Origin of the sequence: Treponema sp. OMZ 906, assembly GCF_024181185.1 — a bacterium.
GTDB lineage: Bacteria > Spirochaetota > Spirochaetia > Treponematales > Treponemataceae > Treponema.
This window is the reverse complement of sequence record NZ_CP051196.1, coordinates 1,050,029-1,072,012: the sequence shown is the minus strand read 5'-3', so window position 1 is coordinate 1,072,012 and position 21,984 is coordinate 1,050,029. Positions and strand designations below refer to the sequence as shown.

Sequence of the window (21,984 nt, the reverse complement as noted above, 5' to 3'; positions counted from 1 at the left end):
TTTTATTAACATACGAATATGATATACGCACCTATTGAAGATACGGCGCTGCAACAGCACCTTGATAAACTTGAAAAAGATGAACTCCATATCTTTACTGCCGACGACGGCCTTTTCCGCGGAGGACTTTTCCACGGTACGCGGTTCGTAAACCGAATACGCGCACAGCACCGGCTTGGAATCCTCGAAACCCTTGTCCTCGGGCAGGCAGGCCTCTGTGCCGCACTGATGATTCAAACGATGAAAGGACGCGAAACGCTCCAACTGCGCTATGAAACGGACGGCCCCGCAACCGGTTTTTCCGTAGAGGCAGATTCACGGGGCTTTGTGCGCGGCTACCTTTTGCAAAACCTCATCCCGATTGATGCCCCGCTTGAAAGTTGGGATCTTGCTCCGTTCTTCGGTAACGGTACACTCTCCGTTACCCGTTTTCCGGAAGCGGATCATGCAGCGGGGCGGGAGCCGCAGCGAAGCATCGTCGAAATCAAGTATCGGAATATTGCAAAAGACCTTGCATGGTATTTTCAGCAATCGGAACAGCTCTATACCGCTTTTAATACAAGTATCAGGTTTGACAGTATCGGTAGAGTCGTCGGTGCCGGCGGCTTTTTTATCCAGCGGATGCCCGCAGCAGGGGGAACACGCCGAGGCAGGCAATCGAAAACGGAAGAAGAAATTGAAGATGCCGTCACCAATATGGAACGGGCTTTTACCGCCTGTCCCCCGCTCGGTGATTGGTTTGCTGAAGGCGGCAACTGTGAAGATATCATCTTCGGTCTACTGCGGGAGTTTAACCCTCAAGCGGTTGCAGCACGGAACATTACCTTTGATTGTCCATGCTCAAAGGAGTATTATCTGGAAGCGATGCGGAAATTGCCGCAAGCGGAACTGGAAAACTTAAAAGAGACCGCAGACGACCCGCTTGAGATTGTCTGCCGGAATTGCTCCAGTGTGTACACTATTCCGCTTGCCAAACTATAAAACCGGCACATCTTGCGAAGATATTAGCGGCGGGCCTGTTCAAAAACCGCAATTTTTGGACAGCACCCTTGGTCTAAGTTTTGATTATTTTTTCGTATGGTTTTTGCTTTCGATAAATTGACGCAATATACTCAAACTTTCGATAACCGATGCGGAATAATCCAACAATTTTGAATAAGAAGCTTCCAATTCAGTTCTCGATGACGTTTTAAGCTGGCCGACAATGGCTTTCGTCTCGTTATGGAGCTGCTCATGCTGTACCATAAGCTTTTTAAACTCGGGATGCTGCATTAAACCTTCATACAGCGGAGCTTCTTTTTCAATCCATCGCCCTAAATCACATTTTTTATGATCACCCAATTCTATTGTGTTTACATCAAGCCGCCCATCGATCAAGGCACGCACCTTAGTAACCCAACCGAGATGTTTCAATACAATGCGCGCAAATGGCATAGCATACTCATCCGCTACTGTCTTTCCGTTTACCAGATCAATACCTTTTTCTACTGCAGCATCGACCACAACGGTACTATCAATAATATTGTTCATATTAAACAGGGCACTACTCATTAAATCGCTTACTTCATTCGCAGTTGTCTGCAAAGTAAACAACATATTTTTCCCTTTATCCGCTTGATCAGCTATTTTATTGATATATTCAATAGCGGTATCCGCACGATTATTCAAGTCTGCCGCAGACTCCGGCACCAGCATAACAGCGTCGCGTACCGATGTGCTCGTTCCCGCAAGCATATTCATTTCGGAAGAAATTTCTACAAAAGACGCAGTCGTCTCATTTACCGAATTACCGATAAGCGTCATCGCAGTACGCGTTTCGTCGGCGGTATCCCGCGCGACCTCAAGTGCTTCGACCATATTTTTGAGGGTCTTAGAAGCATCGGCAGCATTGAGCGCCGTCGCTTCAGAAAGCTTTCTAATTTCACCGGCAACAACTGCAAAGCCGAGGCCAGCCTTCCCTGCATGTGCCGACTCTATGGCAGCGTTCATCGCAAGTAGGTTCGTCTGAGCGCTGACATCATTTATCGATCCGATAATATCTTTAACCGCATCAATGTTTTGATTAAGGCTGTCGATAACCGCAAATAAGTCTTTTACCTTTAATGAGCCTTTCGCAACGGCATCCGTTAACTGAGAAGTAACCGAAATTCTATCGGTAACGATGTTTGCAACGCGATTTACCGAATCGGTTATTTGCTCTACCGAAGAACTTGCTTTTCCAGCCGTATCTTCCAGCGCAGTAGTACAACTATGCACTTCTTGCAACTGCTCCTGAATCGACATAATGGAATCCAGGATTGAATGGATACTATCGGTGAACGCTTCAAATTGATGTTCTTGTTTGAGGTTTTTAAAAAGCACTTGTGACGCACCGGTTATCCTGCTTCTGATATTTAACGCGATATCTTCTGCAGCGGACATCAAAGCTTCTACTTCTTTTATCTGGAGTACGATACCACTTGTTATAGGTACTACTGTATCCTTTCCGGCTTCAGAATCTTTTTTTACAAACGAAAACATATTTTCCCCCCTTATTTACAGGCACAAGGCTTTCCAGGCAACCTCTGCAGCCGCCTGTTCCGCTTCTTTTTTACTTTTTCCTAAAGCAGGATTATATTCCCTCTCTTTGATGACAACCTTTACTTGAAAAACCCTATCGTGATCCGGCCCCGATGTCTCTACCAGCACATATTTAGGGATAATTCGGTACTTTTTTTGCACATACTCTTGAAGCAAAGATTTATAATCTCTATATCGATGTTTATTTTGTTCCACCAACTGCAGTTGCGGTTCAATAATTTTCAATACAAACTGTTGAGCGACCTTGAAGCCCGAATCTAAATAGAGTGCACCGATAAGAGCTTCCACCGCATCGGCGAGCAGGGCTTTCTTTTTTCTTCCGCCCGACACTTCTTCACCATGCCCCAGCATTAGATATGTATCGATATTGAGATTCAGTGCAATAGGAAAAAGAGAGTCTTCGGAAACGACCGCAGCTTTAATTTTCGCAAGATCCCCTTCAGGTTTATCGGGATGAGCAAGATACAGCTCCGTTGCAACAATCATACCAAGTACGGAATCGCCCAAAAATTCAAGCCGCTCATTATTAATAGGAGAATCGCTATGTTCATTAGAGAAGGAACGATGATGGAAGGCTATATCCAGTAAACTAATATTTTTAAATTTGCATCCTGCTTTTTTTTGAAAAGCAAGCAGTTCTTGCTTCCGCTGTTTTTCTAAACCATGTTTAAAAGGAAACAAGAACCACATCCTTTGCCGGATTATTTCGACTGAGATTTAATAAAATCGTACGCATCCCTCACGGTTTCGAATTCACTTACTTTCCCGTCGGGTATCTTGATTCCCATCTCCTCTTCGATTGCATATACCAGTTCATAGGTATCAAGGCTATCTGCGCCGAGATCTTGTCGGAAAGAAGAATCGAGTGTAATTTTATCTGCATCGATTTCCAATTTTTCTGCAATCAGCTTTTGAATTTGAGCAAACAATTCGTCCATAAAGAAAAACCTCTCTTAATTTAATGTATCGGGATCAACAACTTGATGTCCGCGATAGAAACCGCATTTGGAACATACGTGGTGAGATAAAATTAAATTTCCACAATTTGCACACTCCACAAGATGAGGCGCATTTAACCGCATATTGATTCCTCGGCGGCGGCGTGTGCGTGCTTTTGATGTTTTAGCTCTTGGCACTGCCATAAGGTAACCTCCATATTCATAAATTACATTACAAAAAGATATACAATATTATACGTGAACCTGAAAATAGTCAAGGGTTTTGTTAGCATCAAATGTTAACATCAAACAGACAGATTTCCTGCAATCCTTGCATAAATACCAAAGGGATTATATACTGGATCTGTTCGATAACTGGCGTGTCGGACAGGTTGCCTTTAGGGCATCAGGAGCATCACAACACATTTTTATGGAACACATTATTCAAAAAAACATCCTGCATATTAAGGAACGGATTAAGGCTGCCTGTAAAAGAGCCGGGCGCAATCCCAAAGAAGTTCAGCTGCTGCTTGCAACTAAAACCGTCGAGCCGGAGCGGATTCTACAGGCTTTTGCCTGCGGCTGCACTTTAATCGGCGAAAACAAGGTACAGGAGCTGCGCGATAAATACGAGGCGCTATCCGCAGTGCCGCATACGGCGCATTTTATCGGGCATTTGCAATCGAATAAGATTAAAGAGGTGATCCAGTATGCGCAATGTATCCAATCAATCGATAACCTCGATACGGCGAAAAAATTGGAACAGCGGCTTGCACAGGAAGGCCGTAACCTCGACATTTTAGTACAGGTAAACACTTCGGCGGAGGAGAGCAAATTCGGCTGTGCGCCGGGAGAAGCGGAGACTTTGGTAAAAGCCATCGCTACCCTGCCCCATGTCACTATTCGCGGGTTTATGACCATCGGATTATTCTCCGGAGAAGAAGACAAGGTTCGGGCATGCTTCCGCTGCCTTAAACAGGTACAAAAGCGCGTTGCGGCACTGGCACTTCCCAATATTTCTACGGATATTCTTTCGATGGGGATGTCGGGCGACCTGGAAATCGCCATTGAAGAAGGTTCGACAATGCTGCGCATCGGTACGGCGGTATTCGGCGAACGTCAGTACCCCGATACTTACTACTGGAATGAACAAAACCCTTCATAATGATGATAGAGAGATGATGAAAAAAAAGATTTTGCTTGCAGTTGTATTCTTGTTATCCGCATTAGCCGCTTTCGGCGAGGAGCTTACCTACGCGCGGCCGAAAACCAACGGCCTCGATATTGAGCTTTCTCAGGTACATTTGATTGCCGAAGCGTTTGATGAAGAACGCATCGCGTACCGATTTGAACTTGCGGAAGGCAAAAAACTTTCCTGCATAGAAACGCAAAAAACACTGCGGATACGTCAAATGACTCCTTCACAGGGCACGCTGTATGTCTTTATACCGAAAAAGATGTTGCTTGAAAATTGCAGCATACGGATAAGCAGGGCGGATATCCGACTCGAAGGAATTCAGGCGGTACATATTCTTGCAATGCTGAATATGGGCTCGGTAACAACGACCGAATGTGTCTTTAAAAATGCCGTAATCAATCTTGCGCGGGGATCGCTATCCTGTGATAAAACGGAAATAGTACGTTCCTGCGCATTCACCGTAACCAATGCAACCGCCACCATAACCTTCCCTTCGGAAGAGGCTGAATATCATATCGATTACGTCCAAAACGGAGGGGCGCTCACCATTGCCGGTAATGAGCTTACCAAAAGCCCGGGAGAATACGGCAGCGCGAAAGCAAAACGCCGCATCATCTTTTCGGGAGGAGCGGCAAAGACTTCGATCAGCTTTACAAAAAAAGACACAAAAACGACAGCTTCAAAACAAAATTCCGGAAACTGATATTCCTCGTGCATAAAAAAAGGCTTCTTTTGAAATTCAAAAGAAGCCTTCATGCGGCGAACTGGACTTGAACCAGCACACCTCGCGGCATCAGCACCTCAAGCTGACGTGTCTACCAATTCCACCACCGCCGCATTTGTAACAGTGATGTACTATATCTAAGATTATAAATAAAGTCAAGACCTTTTGAAATATACGACGCATCTACTGCGTTGCTGCGCGAAAATTAATCCTCAACGTATCAAAGATACGCCTGCGGTTAATTTTCGCTCGCGCCTTGTATCTACGCCGTCTATTTCAAAAGGCTAACGGAAAGGGTGCAGCTACTTCGTGCTGCACATAAATTAATCCTCAACGTGGCAGAAGCGGCACGGATGCCGCTGGTTCTAAACAGTAACCAGTTTGGTTGCAAACTAGCAGCCCAAAAATGAACAAGGATGTTCATTTTTGGGCGAGGATGTCCGTGGTTCCACGCAGCAGCGTGTTTGTCCTGCAAACACGTAGGTATAAAATGTACAGGGATGTACATTTTATACCGTGCCTGCGGGTGTTTTTTGTACGCTCCTAGCATCTGCATCGCCTATTTTCAAAAACGCTGGAGGTAGGGGCATCTATCATTAAAAGCGTACATCCGTGTACACTTCAGAACAGGCTATTTTCAAAAGGCTTTTGGTACTGTGTAGTTTAATTGATAATTGGGATACGAGTTTCACCTATCAAACATTCTTTGCCTGATGCGTTTACCCTGTTGTCGCAATGCGCATCATTGCAAAATCACGGAGTTTTTGTTACAGTGAGCGGCGATGAAGCTCATACTGGCGCCGCTGGCAAATATCAGCCATTCGGGATTGAGAAAGCTTATCCACACTTTCGGCGATCCCGACGAATATTTTACCGAGATGATTCATGCGCCGTCGCTGCTTGCGGGCGGGCGGTTCGAACAGTGGTACCTGCGGGCAAATCCCGTGCCGGAAAAACTGGTATGGCAGCTGACCTCGCCTAAGGCGGAATCATTCGCACAGGCGATACCGGCTGTATTGCAGTACGGCGGCATCGGGGTTGACTTGAACATGGGCTGTTCTGCGCCGCCGATTGTACGGACGGGGGCAGGCGTTGCTTGGATGCTCAAGCCGCTTAACACGACAGCCGAAGCGGTGCGCTCGGTTAAACAAGCACTTGAGGCATATTCTACGGAACAAGGCAAGTCGTTTAGACTGAGCGTAAAGCTGAGACTCGGCGCTACTATCGATTATGCGTATCTTTTACGTTTTTGCACGATGCTGATTGATGAAGGTGTGCAGCTTATCACAATCCACCCGCGCCTTCAGCGGCAAAGCTATGCGCGGCCGGCTCTCCACGAATACACGGCAGCTCTTGCAAAGGATTTAGCTATTCCGGTATACGGCAACGGAGACATCAATTCGGCAGAGAAACTGCAAACCGCCGCCCAGCACTATCCTTGCGCGGGGTGGATGATCGGACGCGCAGCGGTACAAATGCCATGGATTTTTGAAGCAATACGTCGCAAACGTGCCGGCAATTCGAGTTCCGCACCGTACCGTATCGACCTTGAACAAACGGCGTTATCGTTTTTGCACTACCTCGAAACCGAACAGCCGCCGGAATTCTTCCTTACACGAGCGCAGCGGTTCTTTCAGTTTTATTGCGATAACTTTTCGTTTGCGCACTATTGCAGAACACAACTGCTGCGGGCACAGAGCCGAGAAGAAATGGAGCACGCGCTGCATACCTACTTTGAACAGGCTCCTGAGGATAAAATGATTCAAATTTAAAGTTTTCGGTTTATTTTCCGATGCTTATTAAATAGAAGTATGTTATTATTAGAAAAGGGAACCTCTAAAAACTTCAGTTTTGAGAGGTTTTCCTTAAGCTTATTTGCGATGTTTTGTTTAAGTCATTATGAAATAAAGACTTAAACAAAACTCGTCGGGCATCTCTAAAATCTAACCGAGTTTTTAGAGATGCCCAAAGATAACAGCCGGTTAACTCCAGTCATTGTAATCGGCATTTCCATATATACGGTTAAAATATTCGGGGAGGACATCATGCGCAATGCAATACGGCAAAAAACCGTGGCGGTCTTTTTTTTCTTGTGTATACTGATCGCGGCGCAGGCGGCGGAACAAACTGCCATCGACACATACACCTACGGCGAACTTGTTGAAACAATTGCACGGACGGATGCGCCGCTTATCACCGGAAAATATATCATTTTTACGGCAGCAGGATCCGCACGCCATGTCGGTATCGCCTTTGAACATGAAAACTTTCAATCGATTCATTCTTTCCAGCGCTTGTATCGAAGCGATGATAGTACCGAAACTAAAAAATCAATCCTCTTCTATATCATGCAGATACCTGAAGAAATGAGAGAGCTGCGCTATCGGCTGGTTATTAACGGTCTCTGGTCTACAGACCCGCTCAATCCCGATGAAATATTCGACTATTCCGCCGGGATGTCTCTTTCGGTTTTAAAGATTCCGTATCAAAAAGAATACAAAACCGCTGTTGAAAACAACGGCAGAACTCGTTTTGTCTATCAAGGAGAATCGGGCAAACGGATATACCTTGCGGGCACGTTCAATAACTGGGATCCCTTTATGTACAACTTAGAAGAAGTGATGCCCGGTCGATATGAATTATACCTTCCGCTACCGAATGGCGTTTGGTATTACGCTTACTTTACAGATGGCAAGCAAATTCCCGATACGACAAACCACAAGCACGTTTACATGGCCGATGGCCGGACTGCTTCGGTTATTTCCGTGGAATAGCGGCATATAGGCTTTCTGCCGTATGAAGACATTCCTGAAGCAATCGACGGAAGCGCGGCGCGAACTCATCCTTACCGCAAACCCCGTCAAGACATTGCTTATCCTCTCTCTCCCCTCGTTACTGATGAATACCGTGCAGGCGATGATGCCGTTTACCGACGGGCTTTTTATCAATAACCTGACCGGTTATGCCGTAACGGGGGCGGTAACTTTTTCTCAGCCGATTATCTCGATGGTGTTAGGACTGTCGCAGGGGTTAAGCGTAGCCGCAATGGCAATTATCGGTCAGCTGAATGGAAAAGGCGCAATCGCAGAAGGAAAAAGGGTTGCTGCGCAAATATTTTTGTTTGCGGTCATGCTCGGAATCATCAGTGCGCCGCTGCTCCTTATCATCAGTATCACGGTTTCGCGGGGATTACAGAGCGATATTGCTCCGTATGTCCGCCAATATATTTCGTGGTACAGCATCGTCTTACCGTTCAGCTTTTTAGAGGCCGTGTATAACGGTATCAAAAACGCAAACGGGAAACCCGAAGCGGCTTTTACCCGAATGACTATTCTCTTTATCTTAAAGGTTGTCGGGAATTTTCTCTTTCTCTATATGTTGCGGCTCGAAATTATCGGCTGCGTACTGGCCTCGCTTTTGGCAAACGTATGCATTACAATCTGGATGGTATACGAATTATTCATCCACAACAGCCCGGACAAACTCGATGTTAAAAACTTCAAGTTCGATTCAAAAATCATCAAAGAGGTTCTGAAAGTCGGGTTTCCGGCAATGTTCAACTATTCTTTTTTATACTTAGGCTTTTTCCTTATCAATAAAGAGATTGAAAAATACGGAGCTATTGTGGTCGCGGCACAGGGAATCGCAAGCAATATCAATGCGCTGTGCTTCAACCTGCCTGCGGCTTTTAGCGCGGCAATTACGACGATGGTCAGTATGCACATCGGTGCAGGATACCCGCAAAAGGCAAAGCGGGATTGTCTTCTCGGCTGCATCACCAGTATCATCATCGCTATTATAATGATTTCGATTATGATTCCGCTTTCGCCTTATCTGACTATCTTGTTCAGGCGGGAGCCGGAAATTATCGGTATTGCAAACAACGCGCTCAACATCTATACCTATTCGATTATCGGCTTCGGTATTTGTATGACCATTCAGGGCGCATTTATCGGACTCGGCAAAACGAAGATGCCGCTTGTGCTCGGTGTGCTCCGTATATGGCTGCTACGTTACATCTTTGTACTGGCGACGGAACACATCCTACAATACTACGCAATCTTTTGGGGAAACCTCTTTTCAAATATGGCGACTGCACTGATTGCAATCATCCTGATTCTACGGACAAAATGGGTGTCGGCGCTCACCATCACAAACGAAAAAAAGGAGTAACCGCCATGCACGGTTCACTGGCACAGATACCGCAAGTCGAAAAACTTCTGTCGCATCATGATCTTTCCGACTGCATCGAAAAACTCGGCAGACCGATTGTAGCCTCCATCGTATCGGAGTATATCAAGCAGATACGGGCTGCGGCTTTAAAAGGAGCCGCCGTTCCGTCTTTTGATACGTGTATAGCGGACATCCGGCAGCGGTGCACGAAGCATATACGGAAACGGATTTCGAAGATTATCAATGCGACGGGCATTATCCTGCACACCAACCTCGGACGAAGCCCGCTTCCGCACGGTATTTGGGATGCGGCAAAGGAAGCCGCCCAATCATACTCGGCTATCGAGATGGATTTGGAGGACGGCAAACGGGGACAGCGGTTCCCCTTTGCCGTCGAAGCGATGAGTACGCTTGTCCGTGCGGAAGCGGCGCTGATGCTGAACAACAATGCCGCCGCCGTGTTTCTGTTACTTAAAGCGCTTGCGGGCGGGAAAGATGTTATCGTTGCGCGCGGCCAGCAGGTGCAAATAGGCGGCGGCTTCCGCATTCCCGATATTCTGCGGGAGGCAGGCTGCACGCTCGTAGAAGTCGGTACTACCAACATCACCACCCTTGAAGACATTACCGCCGCCGTTACCGAACAGACGGCAATGGTGCTATGGGTGCATACCTCAAACTATAAAATCCGCGGCTTTACGGAGCAGCCCTCCCTGAGCGCCATCCGCAAGGCCTTGCCGCCTGAGGTAATCCTTGCGGTGGATCAAGGTTCAGGCGCTATTTCACTTGCCATACAAGATGAACCGACCGTACCGGCCTTATTAAAAGAAGGCGCCGACCTCGTTTGTTTTTCGGGGGATAAAGTATTCGGCGGCCCGCAGTGCGGATGGATTACCGGCAAAAAAGATTTAATCGCGCTCATTGCCCGCCATCCGCTGATGCGCACCTATCGGGTAGGCCGCGCCGTCGCCGCTCTAATGGAAGAGACCCTCGTGCACTACCTAAATAACGGAAAAAGCGCCGCGGCCGAAGCGTTGCTGCTTGACCCTGCCGTGATAAAAAAACGGAGCGAAAAGATTGTGAGAAAACTACCGTCCGGAACCGCATGTGTTGTCCCCTACCCTTTCTCGCTCGGCGGCGGCAGCACCCCCGATGAGACTTTCCCGTCATGGGCAATTATGCTGCACACGCATAAACCGGAAGCGGTCAAGACGGCGCTGCGGTTTTGCAGCATTCCGATTATCGCTATTATTTCGGAGGATAGGCTGCTGCTACACCTTGCCGCCGTAAATCCTGCCGATGATACCTATATTATCAAAGAATTACAGGACATCTCTAAAAACTCGCCCGGCTTTTAGAGGTTCGCTAAAAAATTATAGAGGTACGTTGACTATGGCATATATTTTAGGAACCGCCGGACACGTCGATCACGGCAAAACCGCATTGGTAAAATGCTTAACCGGAGTGGAAACCAGCCACATCCCCGAAGAAAAGAAGCGGGGTATGACCATTGAGCTGGGTTTTGCCGCCTTGGAAGATCCCGTACACGGAACGGTCGGCATCGTCGATGTTCCCGGACACGAACGGTTTATCCGTAACATGGTAGCAGGCACGTGGGGACTTGACGCAGCAATGCTGATTGTCGCAGCAGACGACGGATGGATGCAAATGTCGTCCGATCACCTGCGGGTACTTAAAGCGATGCATATCAACTCCATCCTGTTGGTCATAACCAAATCCGACTTGGCCGATCCCGATATGATCGAGCTGATACGGGAAGATGCAAATCGTCATTGCCGCGAAATCCTCGGACGGGAGTTACCTTCGACGGCTGTTTCCGCACATACCGGCGCCGGTATCGACGAACTCAAGAAAAAAATTACGGAATTATTAAGTACCGTCCGTACCGCTCCATTGGATAAGCCGTTCCTGTATATCGACCGCGCCTTTACGCTGAAAGGAATCGGCATCACGGTAACCGGTACGCTCCGCGGTAAAAGCGTTGCCGTCGGCGATCAGCTTGCACTCTATCCCGGCGGAACCGAATGCAAGATTAAAAACATTCAAAATCATCACGCCGACGTATCTTCTTCCGAATCGGGAATGCGGACGGCACTCAACCTGAAAATATCCGAGAAAGAAAAGGTAGAGCGCGGTATGCTGCTTGCAGGCATTGGCGGAAGTCCCGTACTGCAAGGCTCCGAACTGCTCGTCCGTGTTGATGAATATTTTAACAAACAGGAAACCGGCGCCGGTATCAAAAATCATATCGAACTGGAACTTGCCACCGGCAGTACCAATGCCATCGGCGCGATTCACTTTAACAAAACCGATCCCACGCTGGCGCGGGTGTCCTTGCAGGAACCTATCGCCGGACGCTGGAACCAACCGGCCGTCCTTATCAGGCATGGGGGAAGTTCCATTCTCGCCTCATGCAGAATACTTGCGGCCTTTGACTCCTACCGCGCGGCCGTCTTTAAACAGTTTTTTTCGGTGTATGCCGGACGGGAATTACCGTCGTGGAAAAGCTGCGGCTTTTTTATCAACGGCTTTATAGAAAAAGACCGCGCAGAACCTAAGGAGCTTTCGGCTGACGCAAAAGACGTTACGGCCTGCGGCAAACAGCTCATCTTTACCAAGAAGCTTGCCGAATGGGAAGCAAAGATTTTAGAGACCGCAAAGAAAAGTCAGGCAGGTTTTACGCTTGAGGAAATCGATACGGCTGTGCCGGTAAAGGTGCGGCAGGAAATCTTGAAAAAACTGTGCGCGGAAAACAAACTTGCCAATGAAGGCAGTGTGTACAAGCTGGCAGGCAGCGGGGATACCTTGTCGAAAACGGCACAGCAGCTGTTACAGTTGGCGCTTAAAGCAGGGTTTGACGGTATCGAAATAGATAAAATCCAGCTGCCGCAGGTGCGGAAAGACGCCCGCGATTTAGTAAAGCTCGGCAAGCTCGTCGTATTGGAAAACTTTTTGCACTACCACCGTGAGGTATACGACAAAGCGGTTACCGCTATCTTAAAAGGGAAAAAAACAGGCGACATCATCACCATTGCAGACGCCCGTACCGCGACAAATCTTTCGCGCAAATATGTTATCCCCCTGCTCAATGTTCTGGAAAAAAACGGCAAGGTAAAACGGCAGGAGAATGACCGAATCGTCTTGTAGGGTTAAGACAGGGTAAACAACAACGTGAAAGCGGCCGGTTTAATTCATAATTATGAATTTTCCTTCCCTTATTCATTGGTTTCCGCGAAAGTGTGCGGATTCTCCTCGACTTTTTGCATTTTATTACGTATACTTAATAAAGAAGGTTTCTAAAAACGTGATCAACCTTTTTAGAATGACCTGAAAGAAGGAGCGCTTCAAAAGGTATTTAATTTTGCGGCGCCTTCACACACCTGATACCGTATAGGAGGTCTCGTATGAACATCAATTTACAGGCGGTAAAATTTACGCTGGACGAAGATCAAAAAACCTTCGTACACAAGAAATTTGAACGGATTAAGTATGCGGAAGATTTAATTGTCGATGTCCTCTGCACGATAAAATTCGACAAAAAGTTTACTTACGAATGTACTGTCAATTTTAAGGGCGGAACCGCACACGTTTCCACCGAAGATTATGACTTTAAAGCAGGGGTCAATAAATTGATGGATGTTTTAGATCAAAAAGTACGAAAGGAAAAAGATAAGATACAAGCTAAAAAATAAAATAGATCAAAAAAATCGGTTAATTCGTGTAGAGGGAACCGATTCCTTCAAGGTAAATCTAGTGAGAAGGAACTAAACTCTCTACACGAATAATTCCGGTGCGAACACCGAACTATACTTTAAACTTACCGACTTCTGCAGACAAGTTTTCGATTGCGTCTTTATTCTGCTGCGTAATAGCATTTACCTCCTGTACGGCATTATTTATCTGAACAGCTTCGTGCGCCATTGCGTTCATATTATCGGTGATGATTTTTGTCAGGCCGTCAAGCTTCCGTATCTCGCCGCTAACGTGAGTTCCGTCTTTGAGCATTTGTTCCGATCCGTTTTTGACATCTGATGTTACTGTTTTTATATTTGAGATTGCTCCCAAGATTTCTCGGTTACCGTTTTCTTGTTCACCCATTGCTTTCATAAGATTGGTGCTCATTGCTTTTACATGTTCGGAAAGTTCGAAAATACTGGCAAATTTTTCTTCGACGGTTTTTGATGACGTAGATAAACTCGCGATTTCGGAGCCGAGCATTTTCAATGTCATCGTGATAGTTTTGCCTTGTACGGAAGATTCTTCCGCCAACTTCCGTATTTCGTCTGCAACAACTGCGAATCCCTTGCCGGCTTCTCCTGCGTGAGCAGCTTCGATTGCAGCGTTCATTGCAAGGAGATTTGTTTGACTTGCAATATTTTGGATAACATTGCTTGCCTCTATCAATCCGCCTGATTCCTCAGCTATCTTTTTTGTTACGGCATTGGAATTCACTATTGTTGTTTTCCCGTCGGCAGTCGCATCGGCAAGCCGTTTGATTGCCTCATCGGTTTTTTCCAGTGTTTGCGTAATAGAAGCAATATTCGCCGCCATTTGTTCTATCGATGATGAAGACTGAGCGACACTTTCCACTTGTACTTCAATACTCGCATTCAGTTGTTTGATCGTGTTGATTATCTCTTCGACTGCAGCGGATGTTTCCATAACACTTGTAGCCTGTGCGATAGTCTGTTGTTTCACTCCTTCGGCATTGGTATTTATTTGATGAGCCGAATCCGCTGTTCGCGCCGTGTTCACGGAAAGCACTCCGATAGCATCTTTCATTGCTTGGGTATTGTTTTTTACGCCGGCAAGTAAGGCGACTGTGTTTTTATGGAATACGTTCAATCTTGTCCCCAAAAGCCCGAAAATATCACGGCGCCGTAATTCTAAGTGACTCGGAGTAAAATCTCCAACCGCTAACTTATCGGTAAACGACACAATAGTTTCGATCTCGTTATTAATACCTTTGTAAAGCGTATAAGTGACAAAAAGGGCACCCACCAACACCACCAACGATATCGGAATAATTGAATGCGTTATCGTACCGACGATCGTCATACCGTTATAGAGGCTTGCTAAAAACGGAGATACACAGAGAAAAATGATACCCATAAAAAGGAAAAAACCGACAAGCATACCGCGCGTTGTATAAGACATAGCAATATGTTCTCTTTCAAGCGGTAAAAATTTTACATATTGTTCAAGCGCCTGAATCCAAATCACATAAAAAAAGAGTGCGATAAAAAACAAGCATCCAGCCGATGCAAAAATTGCTGCAGTAAACTGTGCGGTAGAATTCATACCTACCCATAATAGTAATACAACCGGAGTTACAGTCGATAATACAATCGGAACCACGATACTGAGCTTTGAATATATATTCAGCGCTCTATTCGCCTTATTTACGCCGTCTTCTTCCGTTTCCCAGTTGAGAACGATATTCATAGTTCTTTTATAGAGAACAATAGGAAAAAGAATTGTAATACAGGCGGCCAACAATGTAGAAGGCGCCATAAAAATTTTAAAGAGTGCCTCTTTGGGGACTATCTTTGTATACAATGCATATAAAAAAATAAAAATAAAAACACCGCTGTATATTAAAAGGTTCAGGATAAAAATAGACTTTGGCGGCTTTGAAACTACAGTAGTCATCGGTGATACCTCCCACACTGTACCGCGTTACGGTATAGTGTTTGCCATGATAGAAGTTTTTATTTTCGCGGTCAATAAATTTTCGTAAAAAGAACCATGGTTACTAAACGGCACATGAGTGTTAGACCATTTAGAAAAACGCTCTCTTTTCTCGCCGGATGCGCATTTCCTACCGAAGGCTCTTTTGTAGGGAAGCGTAGAAGTCGTTTCCTTTATCATCCGTAATCAAGAATACCGGCAAATCCTTAACCGAAATCAGCTGTACGGCTTCCATTCCCAAATCGGGATAGTCGAGGACTTTACGCGCGGTAATATGCTTTTCCGCAATCAACGCAGCAGCGCCTCCGATGGTGCCGAGATAAAAGGCGCCGTATTTTTTACACGCGGTACGCCACAGTTCAGACCGGTTCCCCTTGGCAATGGTAATCAACGCAGCACCCCTGCTCATCAAATCGTCTGCATAGGGATCCATGCGGTTTGCCGTTGTAGGCCCAAAACTGCCGATAACGGCGCCTTTCGGTGTTTCCGCCGGTCCTGCATAGAGGATCGGATAGTGCAGCGTGTAATCGGGCAACGGCTTACCGCTTTCCAGCAACGCCTTCCAGCGGGCATGAGCCGCATCGCGCGCAACCAAAATCTCGCCCGAAAAGAGGAATGCCTGCCCTACCGGATAACCGGATAGCTTAGCACGGGCTGCGTCGATGGAGCTGAGGTCAACCTTGACGGGCTCTCCATGATGCGCATCGGCACCGGATGTATATGCTGCGGCTTTTTCAAAGAACGGCCGCGGATCGGAAACGTTTTTTTGCAAAAAGGCGCCTTCGCGGCTGATATAACCGACGAGGTTCCGGTGTGCATTACAAGATACGCCTATAGAGGCAAAGCAGCTTGCCCCGTGCCGCGGCAATCGGAACACACGGGCATGCGCCGCAAGGTGGGAACCGCCGAACTGGGCGCCCAATCCTGTTTCCGCTGCGATCTGTAATACCCGCTCTTCCCAATCCTTACACCGCAGGGGGCGCACTCCGCCGACCGTATCCGTCCAGCGAATAGCACCGCCGGCTTCGTTTAACGCCTCTGCCGCATCCCAATAGCCAGTTGTCGCCAGCTTGAGGGTTTGTAAGTTCTGTTCGGGACTCAACCCGCCGATGACAACGGCAATCGTGTACGGCGGACAGGCAGCCGTTCCAAGAGCGGCGATTTTCATCTGCAAAAAACGCTCAAAGGATTGCGGGTTTAACAGCGCTTTAGTCGCGCAGGTAAAATCCGTTTTATTGGATGAACCGCCGCCTTTCGCGCAAAACAAGAAACGGTACGAAGGCTCGCCGCTTTCGTTTGTACTGAATACATCGACTTGAGCCGGTAAATTGGTAGCCGAGTTTTTTTCATCAAAAAGCGAAGAAGGAATGTTGATAGAAAACCGCAGATTATTCTCTTTATACGCCTTCCCGACACCGGCAGTAAGCGCTTCCGTATCGGAAGTGAAAGGCATTGTTCGATTCACAGCATTTAAGATCGAATACACAGAGGAATCCTTCCATGCAAAAACTTGTGCAACGCCTGTGTCCTGACAGAGCGGCAGCGTACCTTTCGCCGCAATGACGGCATTTTCCAGCAATTTTACTGCAACGAGCCGGTCATTCTCCGAAGATGCGGGATCACACGCAACATTCAGCAAACTTTCCAAATGCTCTTGAGGAAAAGTAAAGGACAATCGTTTAAACGCTTGCTCTGCAAAGACAGCGAGTACGCTGCCGTTAACCGGTAATTCATTTCCGCACTGCGCCACTGCAAGATCTGAGGCGGGAATAATCTTTTCAAATTCCATACAAAACCTTGTTAATCTTCCTGATTCAAAGAAATCAACGGCACCCGTTCAAGTTCGGCATCTTTACCGTATACTTCCTTGACAGCCCTTGCAGCGGCATCAAAATTATCAGTTCGTTTTACATCGGTTATATCATAAAACGGCTTACTGCACTTGCAGATAAAATCACCGATATATACGTACTGTACATCGGACGGTACTTCGATTTTTGCCTGTAACGGAAGATTCACAAATATTACTTCTGAACCGGCAAAATGATACCGCAGACTATGAAGATTAATATATCGTTTCCCATAAGCAAAAGGAAGGGTTATCATAGCGAAATCGATATCCCGTGCATCTTCTTCCGGCATTCCCGCCAAAGGTATTCTGACATTAGAAGCACTGATGGCTATTTTATCCGTTGTGCTGTAATAATGACCTATGTCCAGTTTTGAAAAACGCATATGTGAATAGTTTGCAAAAAATTCCACATCAGGCAACGGTTGAATCTTTAAAGAAAATACGATAACGACTTCATTCCTTGTAGGAGCCTTCGGAGTTTTTTTATCGGCGGCAAAGAGTTCTATACCGGTAATAAAAAGGGTAATGGCAATAACAAACGAGATAATAGCGTATTTATTTTTTCTCATTTTGAATCTCCTCTATTCTTTTATCGATCAGTGTTTCCCATTCCGTGTTTTTAAATTGTGCTTTCATCTTACTTAACGTTTTCAGTTCATATTCAGATTGTTCGCTGCGGGGATAAGGAGACAATGTTGCCGAATAGCCTTTAAATGCCGTCCCTTTAACGATAAAATCATAAGCACCTATAAACTGCAAACCCGCTTTTTGCGTAGTAAATGCAATAGCACCTTGTTTTCCTAAACCGGGAGTGTAGTACGTAATGGAGTTTGTAAACCAGTTATCATAGCGAAGCCGCACAAGTTGAAAACTGAGATTCTTTGCAAGAGGGGGAAAGCAAAAAGAACCGCTTCCCATCAATAAAGGCGTTACATAAAGCGCCTCCTGAGAAGAATCCATTTGCACATACATGTGCACACCCTTTACGTTCACGTACCCATAAGCCAGACAGTCTGTTTTCGGATCTCCCAGCGATTCTGCTGTAACCTGTTTACCGTTTACACTCGCTTTACCCTCCTCGGCCGCCATTTTCAGGTTGCTGAATAAGATACACGAAGTAAACGCTGACATTACGCTTAACAAACAGATAAGCACCGCGCCCTTCTTAATGATTTCTGTTTTCATGTTCTGTTATCTCCTTCCAATATAATTAAAATCGTATTGATGCGTTTATACGAACTCCGAGATTTGTCGTTTTCGTTCCCTTTAAATACGTTCGTGCAATAAAATCAGCACCGAAAGATAACGTTGTAAAATTAACCGGTACAAATTCCACTCCGGCACCATAGTGTACAAAAGTATCGACCGGAGGGATAAACAGACCTACTCCGACAAATGCTTGCGGTGCAATGTATAGGACATTATTGATGTTGATCGGTATCTGTCCCTTCAGCTCAGGGCTGAGCCCAAATGCAAAGTTGAAGGAACCTTTTCCCGAGAAACCGAATGAAGACTTATCACCACGAGCATTAGCATCGCGAGGTTTATCGATAATAGCCGATATGCCGACTTCCACATATTTAAAGCTGTAAAAGAAACCGAAAGAAAAAGCAGATTTCCAACCGGTATCTCTATTAAAACCGATATACGATAAAGGTATTCTCATTGTTGTAGGGATTTCTTCGATAAAAATCGAAGATTTTCCTGCAGCTTTCTTATCTTTCTTTGCACTCTTTTTATTTTGGTCTTTCGAAGCCGTGCCGCTTTGAGGAGATTCATTCAGACTGGCACCGTCCATCTGCCATGAATTATAGGATTTTTTCCAAACGGTAAAGAATTTCGACTTCTGAACTTCATCATACAACACAAATTCATAACCGTTGTCCGTCTTTTTCAAGCTGTTGATATCCGTCCCCGTATCGGGTAAATAGGTATTTTCTTCCGGATCAATGGTAGTATAGATATCATAAGCAAGAGCTGTTCTGATTCCGTTTATCGGATTTCCAAAAATCGATGCGGCTAATATTTCATTCCTAAAAAGTTTAGGCGCTTTTCGCAGTGCTTTCATGTATACATCAAGCCCGTTTCGGATTGCATAATCTTCGGAAATATAAATGGCTAATTTCCGGATTCGCTTTACAATCTCTTTATTTTTATCACTCTCTTTATCGATTTTAAAATGTTTACAGCTTTCGGCAAACACATTCAAAGAGGCAGTTAAATTGCGTTCGATTTTTTTATTCCCGGCGAAAGCTCTTTCATCCATAAAGTTAGTTATTGTGGAAGCAGGGATTGCAAAATTAGTTGCCTGTCTGAAAATAGCCTTTGCAGAGTTAATACCGATAATTTCATATCCCGAAGGAGCATTTGCCGCTTTTACAAGAAGAGGACCGCCGGAATTTCCGGAGTCGATAGGGGCAGAATGCTGAATAAAGGTAGATATTTTCGGATCGATATCATCGGGCAGCCGCGCGCGAGCATTTGTCACGGTTCCTTTCCCGAGCTGCCACATCGGTTTTCCCGCCAACCCCGGATAACCGGCAGACCACACATCAATTCCGTCGACGGGAGTTTTTGATGCAAACGTCAAATACGAATCAACTTTACCGCTTGGAACTTCAGCAATGGCAAGATCCAATTCTTCATCAACGGCAATAACTTTACAGTTTTCGATTTTTGTCGTTTCACCGTTAGTGTTTTCAATTTCCAACGTAAGAGATGTCGCATAAGCGGCAACATGGTAGTTAGTCAGCACATAGTCTTTTTTATTTTGACCTTTAATAAAAAAGCCTGACCCGAAAACACCTTCTTTTGCATCTTTAAAAAGATCAGCCAAATCCGAATACCCAGCAGTTTTCAGTTGATCGGACGTATCTTCCATAAAAGCAATGGTTTTTTCGCTGTAGTTCGGTCTTACAATGCAGACGGCATTTCTAATATCTGCAAACGCTACCGTAACACTGAGAGAAAAAAGCAAACAAATAATCTTGTTCTTCATGAGCATCTTCCTTACATAATATGCATAGGGCATCTCTAAAAACTTGGTTTGATTTTAGGATTTCCTATAGTCTATTTTTTATATGGTATAAAGTTTACCATACTTTTGTCAACCTTAAAAATCGATAGATGCGTGAATTTCCGTTCCGCTCCGATCGTAGTCGGCGGACCGTGTCCCGGAAAAAGGAGAAGTGCATCATCATGAATAAACAGCTTTTTTTCCAGCTGTTCCGCAAGCGTTTTTGCCGCAAAACTGTGCAGCGTGCTGCCGGTTATCCCCGCGGTAAGACTGTCACCGGTAAAAATACAGTTATCTATCTTAAATAAATAAGAATCGGGCGAATGACCGGGCACCGAAAAACATTCAACGGAAAAACCGGCAATCGGGATCGTGCAATCTCCCCACAACATCTTTCCATGTTTACCGACAAGCGCTTGATCCGCCGCATATACACGCGGATTGTAAATTTTTAACAAAGTCGGAAGGCCGTACCCGTAATGGCGGATATGATTATGCGTAATGAATACGCCGACAAGCGTATATCCGTTCTTTTCGATATGGTTGATTACTTCACCGGTTATCTTTCCCGGATCGATAATTAACGCTTCTTTGCTTACCTCATTTCCGACAAGATAACTGTTCACAGAGCCTTGAGGTGAGTAGTGAGGGTATATTTTCATTTTATGAATTCCTCGGTATCAAAATAAGCGACGCGCGTATTGGAAGATTTAAACGACACATCATCATACACATTGTCTGTAAAATGAACTTTCTTTATATTGCAATTTTCAAATGGCGTCTTGTGCAACGAGCAGTGAATAAAACGGGAAGCATACAAGTCCGAATCCTTAAAAGTGCATTCATGCGTCGTAATCCCGGTAAAATTATTGATAAGCAGTTCCGAATCGGTAAAAACGGTATCATCAAAGGACGCCCCTGCAAAGCAGGAAAGCTGAATATCGGCTTTATCAAAGATACAATGTACAAAGCGGGCAAAATCAAAAAACGACAGCCTAACCCGCGTTCCCGTAAAGGAGCAGTCCGTAAAACAGGTATGCGCAAACGAACAGCCGGAAAGCCTTTTTCCGGAAAAATCAATGCCGGTAAGTGTAAGACCGGCAAAATTCATACTGTTAAGATCGGGACCGGCCGCCAACATCGCTGCAAGGTCTTCATAGGATAAGTTTTTAGCCCTGTCAAACATGCTGACAAACTCCTGTTGAAATCGTGTTACTAATTATTATAACGTCTTTATCCTATTTGTCAAAGTTAGAGCACGAAAATTAGCCGGGGAATTGATGCCTAGTGTAAGGGCATCCAATTCTTGTATGTTTCCTTATCTGGAGAAAAATCTTGCATTATCAATAATTTCTGCAATGGAACTTTTATCTTTTTCCGGAATGACTGAAACGGAAAGTCAAAGTACAAGAGCTTTTATAAATGACTGCACTGAAATCACCCTGTCAAATGATATAAAAGAAAAGACAATAGAAATTCGTAAGAAATATAGAACAAAACTCCCTGATGCAATTATTGCAGCTTCTGCTATCGTAAATGGCTTACCCCTTATCACTGCTGATAAAGGTTTTAAGCAAATTGAAGAATTGGATTTACAATTAATTGTACCGATTATGTAACAAAACTAACGAGCAGTTCAAGACAAATAGATTTTTCTTCATCACGAAGGCAAAAATGGCTTGAAATACACCTCTAATCCATTAATTTTTATCTTTCCCTCGACATTCCTCGCCACAGAATGTACGTCCGTCTACATTCTTGGCTGCAAGGGCAAACACGTTAATGCGTGGAACT

The 21,984-nt window shown here is 45.4% G+C and carries 21 protein-coding genes and 1 tRNA gene; 10 read left to right on the top strand and 12 right to left on the bottom strand.

From position 1 onward, the window contains the following. The first annotated feature begins 18 nt into the window (after positions 1-18). The gene (locus tag E4N69_RS04790; RefSeq protein WP_253824674.1) at positions 19-981 is read left to right on the top strand and encodes an Hsp33 family molecular chaperone HslO; all 963 of its coding nucleotides are present in this window, start codon (positions 19-21) and stop codon (positions 979-981) included. Between the two features lie 84 nt (positions 982-1,065). On the opposite strand, the gene E4N69_RS04785 is transcribed toward E4N69_RS04790, so the two are convergent. From E4N69_RS04785 to rpmF, 4 genes are read right to left on the bottom strand one after another with little or no spacing between them, the layout of a single operon-like run. Next, the gene (locus tag E4N69_RS04785; protein ID WP_253715435.1) at positions 1,066-2,520 is read right to left on the bottom strand and encodes a methyl-accepting chemotaxis protein; all 1,455 of its coding nucleotides are present in this window, start codon (positions 2,518-2,520) and stop codon (positions 1,066-1,068) included. Between the two features lie 15 nt (positions 2,521-2,535). Next, complete coding sequence (gene rnc / locus E4N69_RS04780; protein ID WP_162663219.1) at positions 2,536-3,261, bottom strand: ribonuclease III; 726 nt, start codon at positions 3,259-3,261, stop codon at positions 2,536-2,538. A gap of 20 nt (positions 3,262-3,281) precedes the next feature. Then, positions 3,282-3,518, bottom strand: a complete 237-nt coding sequence (gene acpP / locus E4N69_RS04775) for an acyl carrier protein (RefSeq protein ID WP_006189366.1) — start codon at positions 3,516-3,518, stop codon at positions 3,282-3,284. Positions 3,519-3,533: 15 nt separating this feature from the next. Continuing rightward, a complete protein-coding gene (rpmF, locus tag E4N69_RS04770) occupies positions 3,534-3,722 on the bottom strand; it encodes a 50S ribosomal protein L32 (RefSeq protein ID WP_016522149.1) in 189 nt (62 codons plus the stop codon). A 226-nt stretch (positions 3,723-3,948) separates the two neighbouring features. Here rpmF and E4N69_RS04765 point away from each other — a divergent pair, with 226 nt between their 5' ends. Beyond that, positions 3,949-4,683, top strand: a complete 735-nt coding sequence (locus E4N69_RS04765) for a YggS family pyridoxal phosphate-dependent enzyme (protein ID WP_253824673.1) — start codon at positions 3,949-3,951, stop codon at positions 4,681-4,683. Between the two features lie 13 nt (positions 4,684-4,696). Further along, positions 4,697-5,419, top strand: a complete 723-nt coding sequence (locus E4N69_RS04760; protein WP_253824672.1) for a hypothetical protein — start codon at positions 4,697-4,699, stop codon at positions 5,417-5,419. A gap of 52 nt (positions 5,420-5,471) precedes the next feature. Here E4N69_RS04760 and E4N69_RS04755 read toward each other — a convergent pair. Beyond that, positions 5,472-5,553: transfer RNA gene (locus E4N69_RS04755), tRNA-Leu, on the bottom strand. A gap of 669 nt (positions 5,554-6,222) precedes the next feature. On the opposite strand from E4N69_RS04755, the gene E4N69_RS04750 reads away from it, so the two are divergent. The 6 genes from E4N69_RS04750 (at position 6,223) to E4N69_RS04725 (ending at position 13,323) form a co-directional block, all read left to right on the top strand. After that, a complete protein-coding gene (locus E4N69_RS04750) occupies positions 6,223-7,212 on the top strand; it encodes a tRNA dihydrouridine synthase (RefSeq protein ID WP_253824671.1) in 990 nt (329 codons plus the stop codon). A 273-nt stretch (positions 7,213-7,485) separates the two neighbouring features. Beyond that, positions 7,486-8,214, top strand: a complete 729-nt coding sequence (locus E4N69_RS04745) for a glycogen-binding domain-containing protein (protein WP_253824670.1) — start codon at positions 7,486-7,488, stop codon at positions 8,212-8,214. Between the two features lie 22 nt (positions 8,215-8,236). Beyond that, positions 8,237-9,613, top strand: a complete 1,377-nt coding sequence (locus E4N69_RS04740; RefSeq protein WP_253824669.1) for an MATE family efflux transporter — start codon at positions 8,237-8,239, stop codon at positions 9,611-9,613. A 5-nt stretch (positions 9,614-9,618) separates the two neighbouring features. Next, on the top strand, positions 9,619-10,968 hold the full coding sequence (gene selA, locus E4N69_RS04735) for an L-seryl-tRNA(Sec) selenium transferase (RefSeq protein ID WP_253824668.1): 1,350 nt from the start codon (positions 9,619-9,621) through the stop codon (positions 10,966-10,968). A 34-nt stretch (positions 10,969-11,002) separates the two neighbouring features. Next, positions 11,003-12,778, top strand: coding sequence for a selenocysteine-specific translation elongation factor (gene selB, locus E4N69_RS04730; RefSeq protein ID WP_253824667.1), 1,776 nt, complete (start codon positions 11,003-11,005; stop codon positions 12,776-12,778). 257 nt (positions 12,779-13,035) lie between these two features. Next, positions 13,036-13,323, top strand: coding sequence for an HPF/RaiA family ribosome-associated protein (locus E4N69_RS04725; RefSeq protein ID WP_162663033.1), 288 nt, complete (start codon positions 13,036-13,038; stop codon positions 13,321-13,323). Positions 13,324-13,435: 112 nt separating this feature from the next. Here the strand turns inward: E4N69_RS04725 and E4N69_RS04720 are convergent, their stop codons facing one another. The 7 genes from E4N69_RS04720 to E4N69_RS04690 all read right to left on the bottom strand — a co-directional run bounded on the left by E4N69_RS04720 (position 13,436) and on the right by E4N69_RS04690 (position 21,376). Further along, positions 13,436-15,283: a methyl-accepting chemotaxis protein gene (locus tag E4N69_RS04720; protein WP_253824666.1), complete on the bottom strand. Its 1,848-nt coding sequence runs from the start codon at positions 15,281-15,283 to the stop codon at positions 13,436-13,438. A 169-nt stretch (positions 15,284-15,452) separates the two neighbouring features. After that, complete coding sequence (locus E4N69_RS04715; RefSeq protein ID WP_253824665.1) at positions 15,453-17,111, bottom strand: fumarate hydratase C-terminal domain-containing protein; 1,659 nt, start codon at positions 17,109-17,111, stop codon at positions 15,453-15,455. An 11-nt stretch (positions 17,112-17,122) separates the two neighbouring features. Next, positions 17,123-17,743 (bottom strand): hypothetical protein, encoded by a 621-nt coding sequence (locus E4N69_RS04710; protein ID WP_253824664.1) that lies wholly within the window; start codon positions 17,741-17,743, stop codon positions 17,123-17,125. After that, positions 17,730-18,359: a hypothetical protein gene (locus tag E4N69_RS04705; protein WP_162663025.1), complete on the bottom strand. Its 630-nt coding sequence runs from the start codon at positions 18,357-18,359 to the stop codon at positions 17,730-17,732. Before E4N69_RS04705 ends, E4N69_RS04710 begins: the two co-directional genes overlap by 14 nt. A 25-nt stretch (positions 18,360-18,384) precedes the next feature. After that, a complete protein-coding gene (locus E4N69_RS04700) occupies positions 18,385-20,172 on the bottom strand; it encodes a S1C family serine protease (protein ID WP_253715423.1) in 1,788 nt (595 codons plus the stop codon). A gap of 71 nt (positions 20,173-20,243) precedes the next feature. Continuing rightward, positions 20,244-20,852, bottom strand: a complete 609-nt coding sequence (locus E4N69_RS04695; RefSeq protein ID WP_162663021.1) for an MBL fold metallo-hydrolase — start codon at positions 20,850-20,852, stop codon at positions 20,244-20,246. Further along, positions 20,849-21,376: a pentapeptide repeat-containing protein gene (locus E4N69_RS04690; protein WP_253715421.1), complete on the bottom strand. Its 528-nt coding sequence runs from the start codon at positions 21,374-21,376 to the stop codon at positions 20,849-20,851. Before E4N69_RS04690 ends, E4N69_RS04695 begins: the two co-directional genes overlap by 4 nt. Before the next feature lie 124 nt (positions 21,377-21,500). On the opposite strand from E4N69_RS04690, the gene E4N69_RS04685 reads away from it, so the two are divergent. Then, the gene (locus tag E4N69_RS04685; RefSeq protein WP_253824663.1) at positions 21,501-21,809 is read left to right on the top strand and encodes a type II toxin-antitoxin system VapC family toxin; all 309 of its coding nucleotides are present in this window, start codon (positions 21,501-21,503) and stop codon (positions 21,807-21,809) included. The last annotated feature ends 175 nt before the right edge of the window (positions 21,810-21,984 follow it).

What these genes read in the sequence shown, in the direction of transcription:
- E4N69_RS04705 (WP_162663025.1), bottom strand. Translation starts at nt 18,359, where the DNA reads ATGAAAACAGAAATCATTAAGAAGGGCGCGGTGCTTATCTGTTTGTTA.
- selA (WP_253824668.1), top strand. Translation starts at nt 9,619, where the DNA reads ATGCACGGTTCACTGGCACAGATACCGCAAGTCGAAAAACTTCTGTCG.
- acpP (WP_006189366.1), bottom strand. Translation starts at nt 3,518, where the DNA reads ATGGACGAATTGTTTGCTCAAATTCAAAAGCTGATTGCAGAAAAATTG.
- E4N69_RS04725 (WP_162663033.1), top strand. Translation starts at nt 13,036, where the DNA reads ATGAACATCAATTTACAGGCGGTAAAATTTACGCTGGACGAAGATCAA.
- E4N69_RS04785 (WP_253715435.1), bottom strand. Translation starts at nt 2,520, where the DNA reads ATGTTTTCGTTTGTAAAAAAAGATTCTGAAGCCGGAAAGGATACAGTA.
- E4N69_RS04720 (WP_253824666.1), bottom strand. Translation starts at nt 15,283, where the DNA reads ATGACTACTGTAGTTTCAAAGCCGCCAAAGTCTATTTTTATCCTGAAC.
- E4N69_RS04690 (WP_253715421.1), bottom strand. Translation starts at nt 21,376, where the DNA reads ATGTTTGACAGGGCTAAAAACTTATCCTATGAAGACCTTGCAGCGATG.
- E4N69_RS04760 (WP_253824672.1), top strand. Translation starts at nt 4,697, where the DNA reads ATGATGAAAAAAAAGATTTTGCTTGCAGTTGTATTCTTGTTATCCGCA.
- E4N69_RS04745 (WP_253824670.1), top strand. Translation starts at nt 7,486, where the DNA reads ATGCGCAATGCAATACGGCAAAAAACCGTGGCGGTCTTTTTTTTCTTG.
- E4N69_RS04765 (WP_253824673.1), top strand. Translation starts at nt 3,949, where the DNA reads ATGGAACACATTATTCAAAAAAACATCCTGCATATTAAGGAACGGATT.
- E4N69_RS04740 (WP_253824669.1), top strand. Translation starts at nt 8,237, where the DNA reads ATGAAGACATTCCTGAAGCAATCGACGGAAGCGCGGCGCGAACTCATC.
- E4N69_RS04695 (WP_162663021.1), bottom strand. Translation starts at nt 20,852, where the DNA reads ATGAAAATATACCCTCACTACTCACCTCAAGGCTCTGTGAACAGTTAT.
- E4N69_RS04715 (WP_253824665.1), bottom strand. Translation starts at nt 17,111, where the DNA reads ATGGAATTTGAAAAGATTATTCCCGCCTCAGATCTTGCAGTGGCGCAG.
- E4N69_RS04790 (WP_253824674.1), top strand. Translation starts at nt 19, where the DNA reads ATGATATACGCACCTATTGAAGATACGGCGCTGCAACAGCACCTTGAT.
- E4N69_RS04685 (WP_253824663.1), top strand. Translation starts at nt 21,501, where the DNA reads ATGTTTCCTTATCTGGAGAAAAATCTTGCATTATCAATAATTTCTGCA.
- selB (WP_253824667.1), top strand. Translation starts at nt 11,003, where the DNA reads ATGGCATATATTTTAGGAACCGCCGGACACGTCGATCACGGCAAAACC.
- rpmF (WP_016522149.1), bottom strand. Translation starts at nt 3,722, where the DNA reads ATGGCAGTGCCAAGAGCTAAAACATCAAAAGCACGCACACGCCGCCGC.
- E4N69_RS04700 (WP_253715423.1), bottom strand. Translation starts at nt 20,172, where the DNA reads ATGAAGAACAAGATTATTTGTTTGCTTTTTTCTCTCAGTGTTACGGTA.
- E4N69_RS04710 (WP_253824664.1), bottom strand. Translation starts at nt 17,743, where the DNA reads ATGAGAAAAAATAAATACGCTATTATCTCGTTTGTTATTGCCATTACC.
- E4N69_RS04750 (WP_253824671.1), top strand. Translation starts at nt 6,223, where the DNA reads ATGAAGCTCATACTGGCGCCGCTGGCAAATATCAGCCATTCGGGATTG.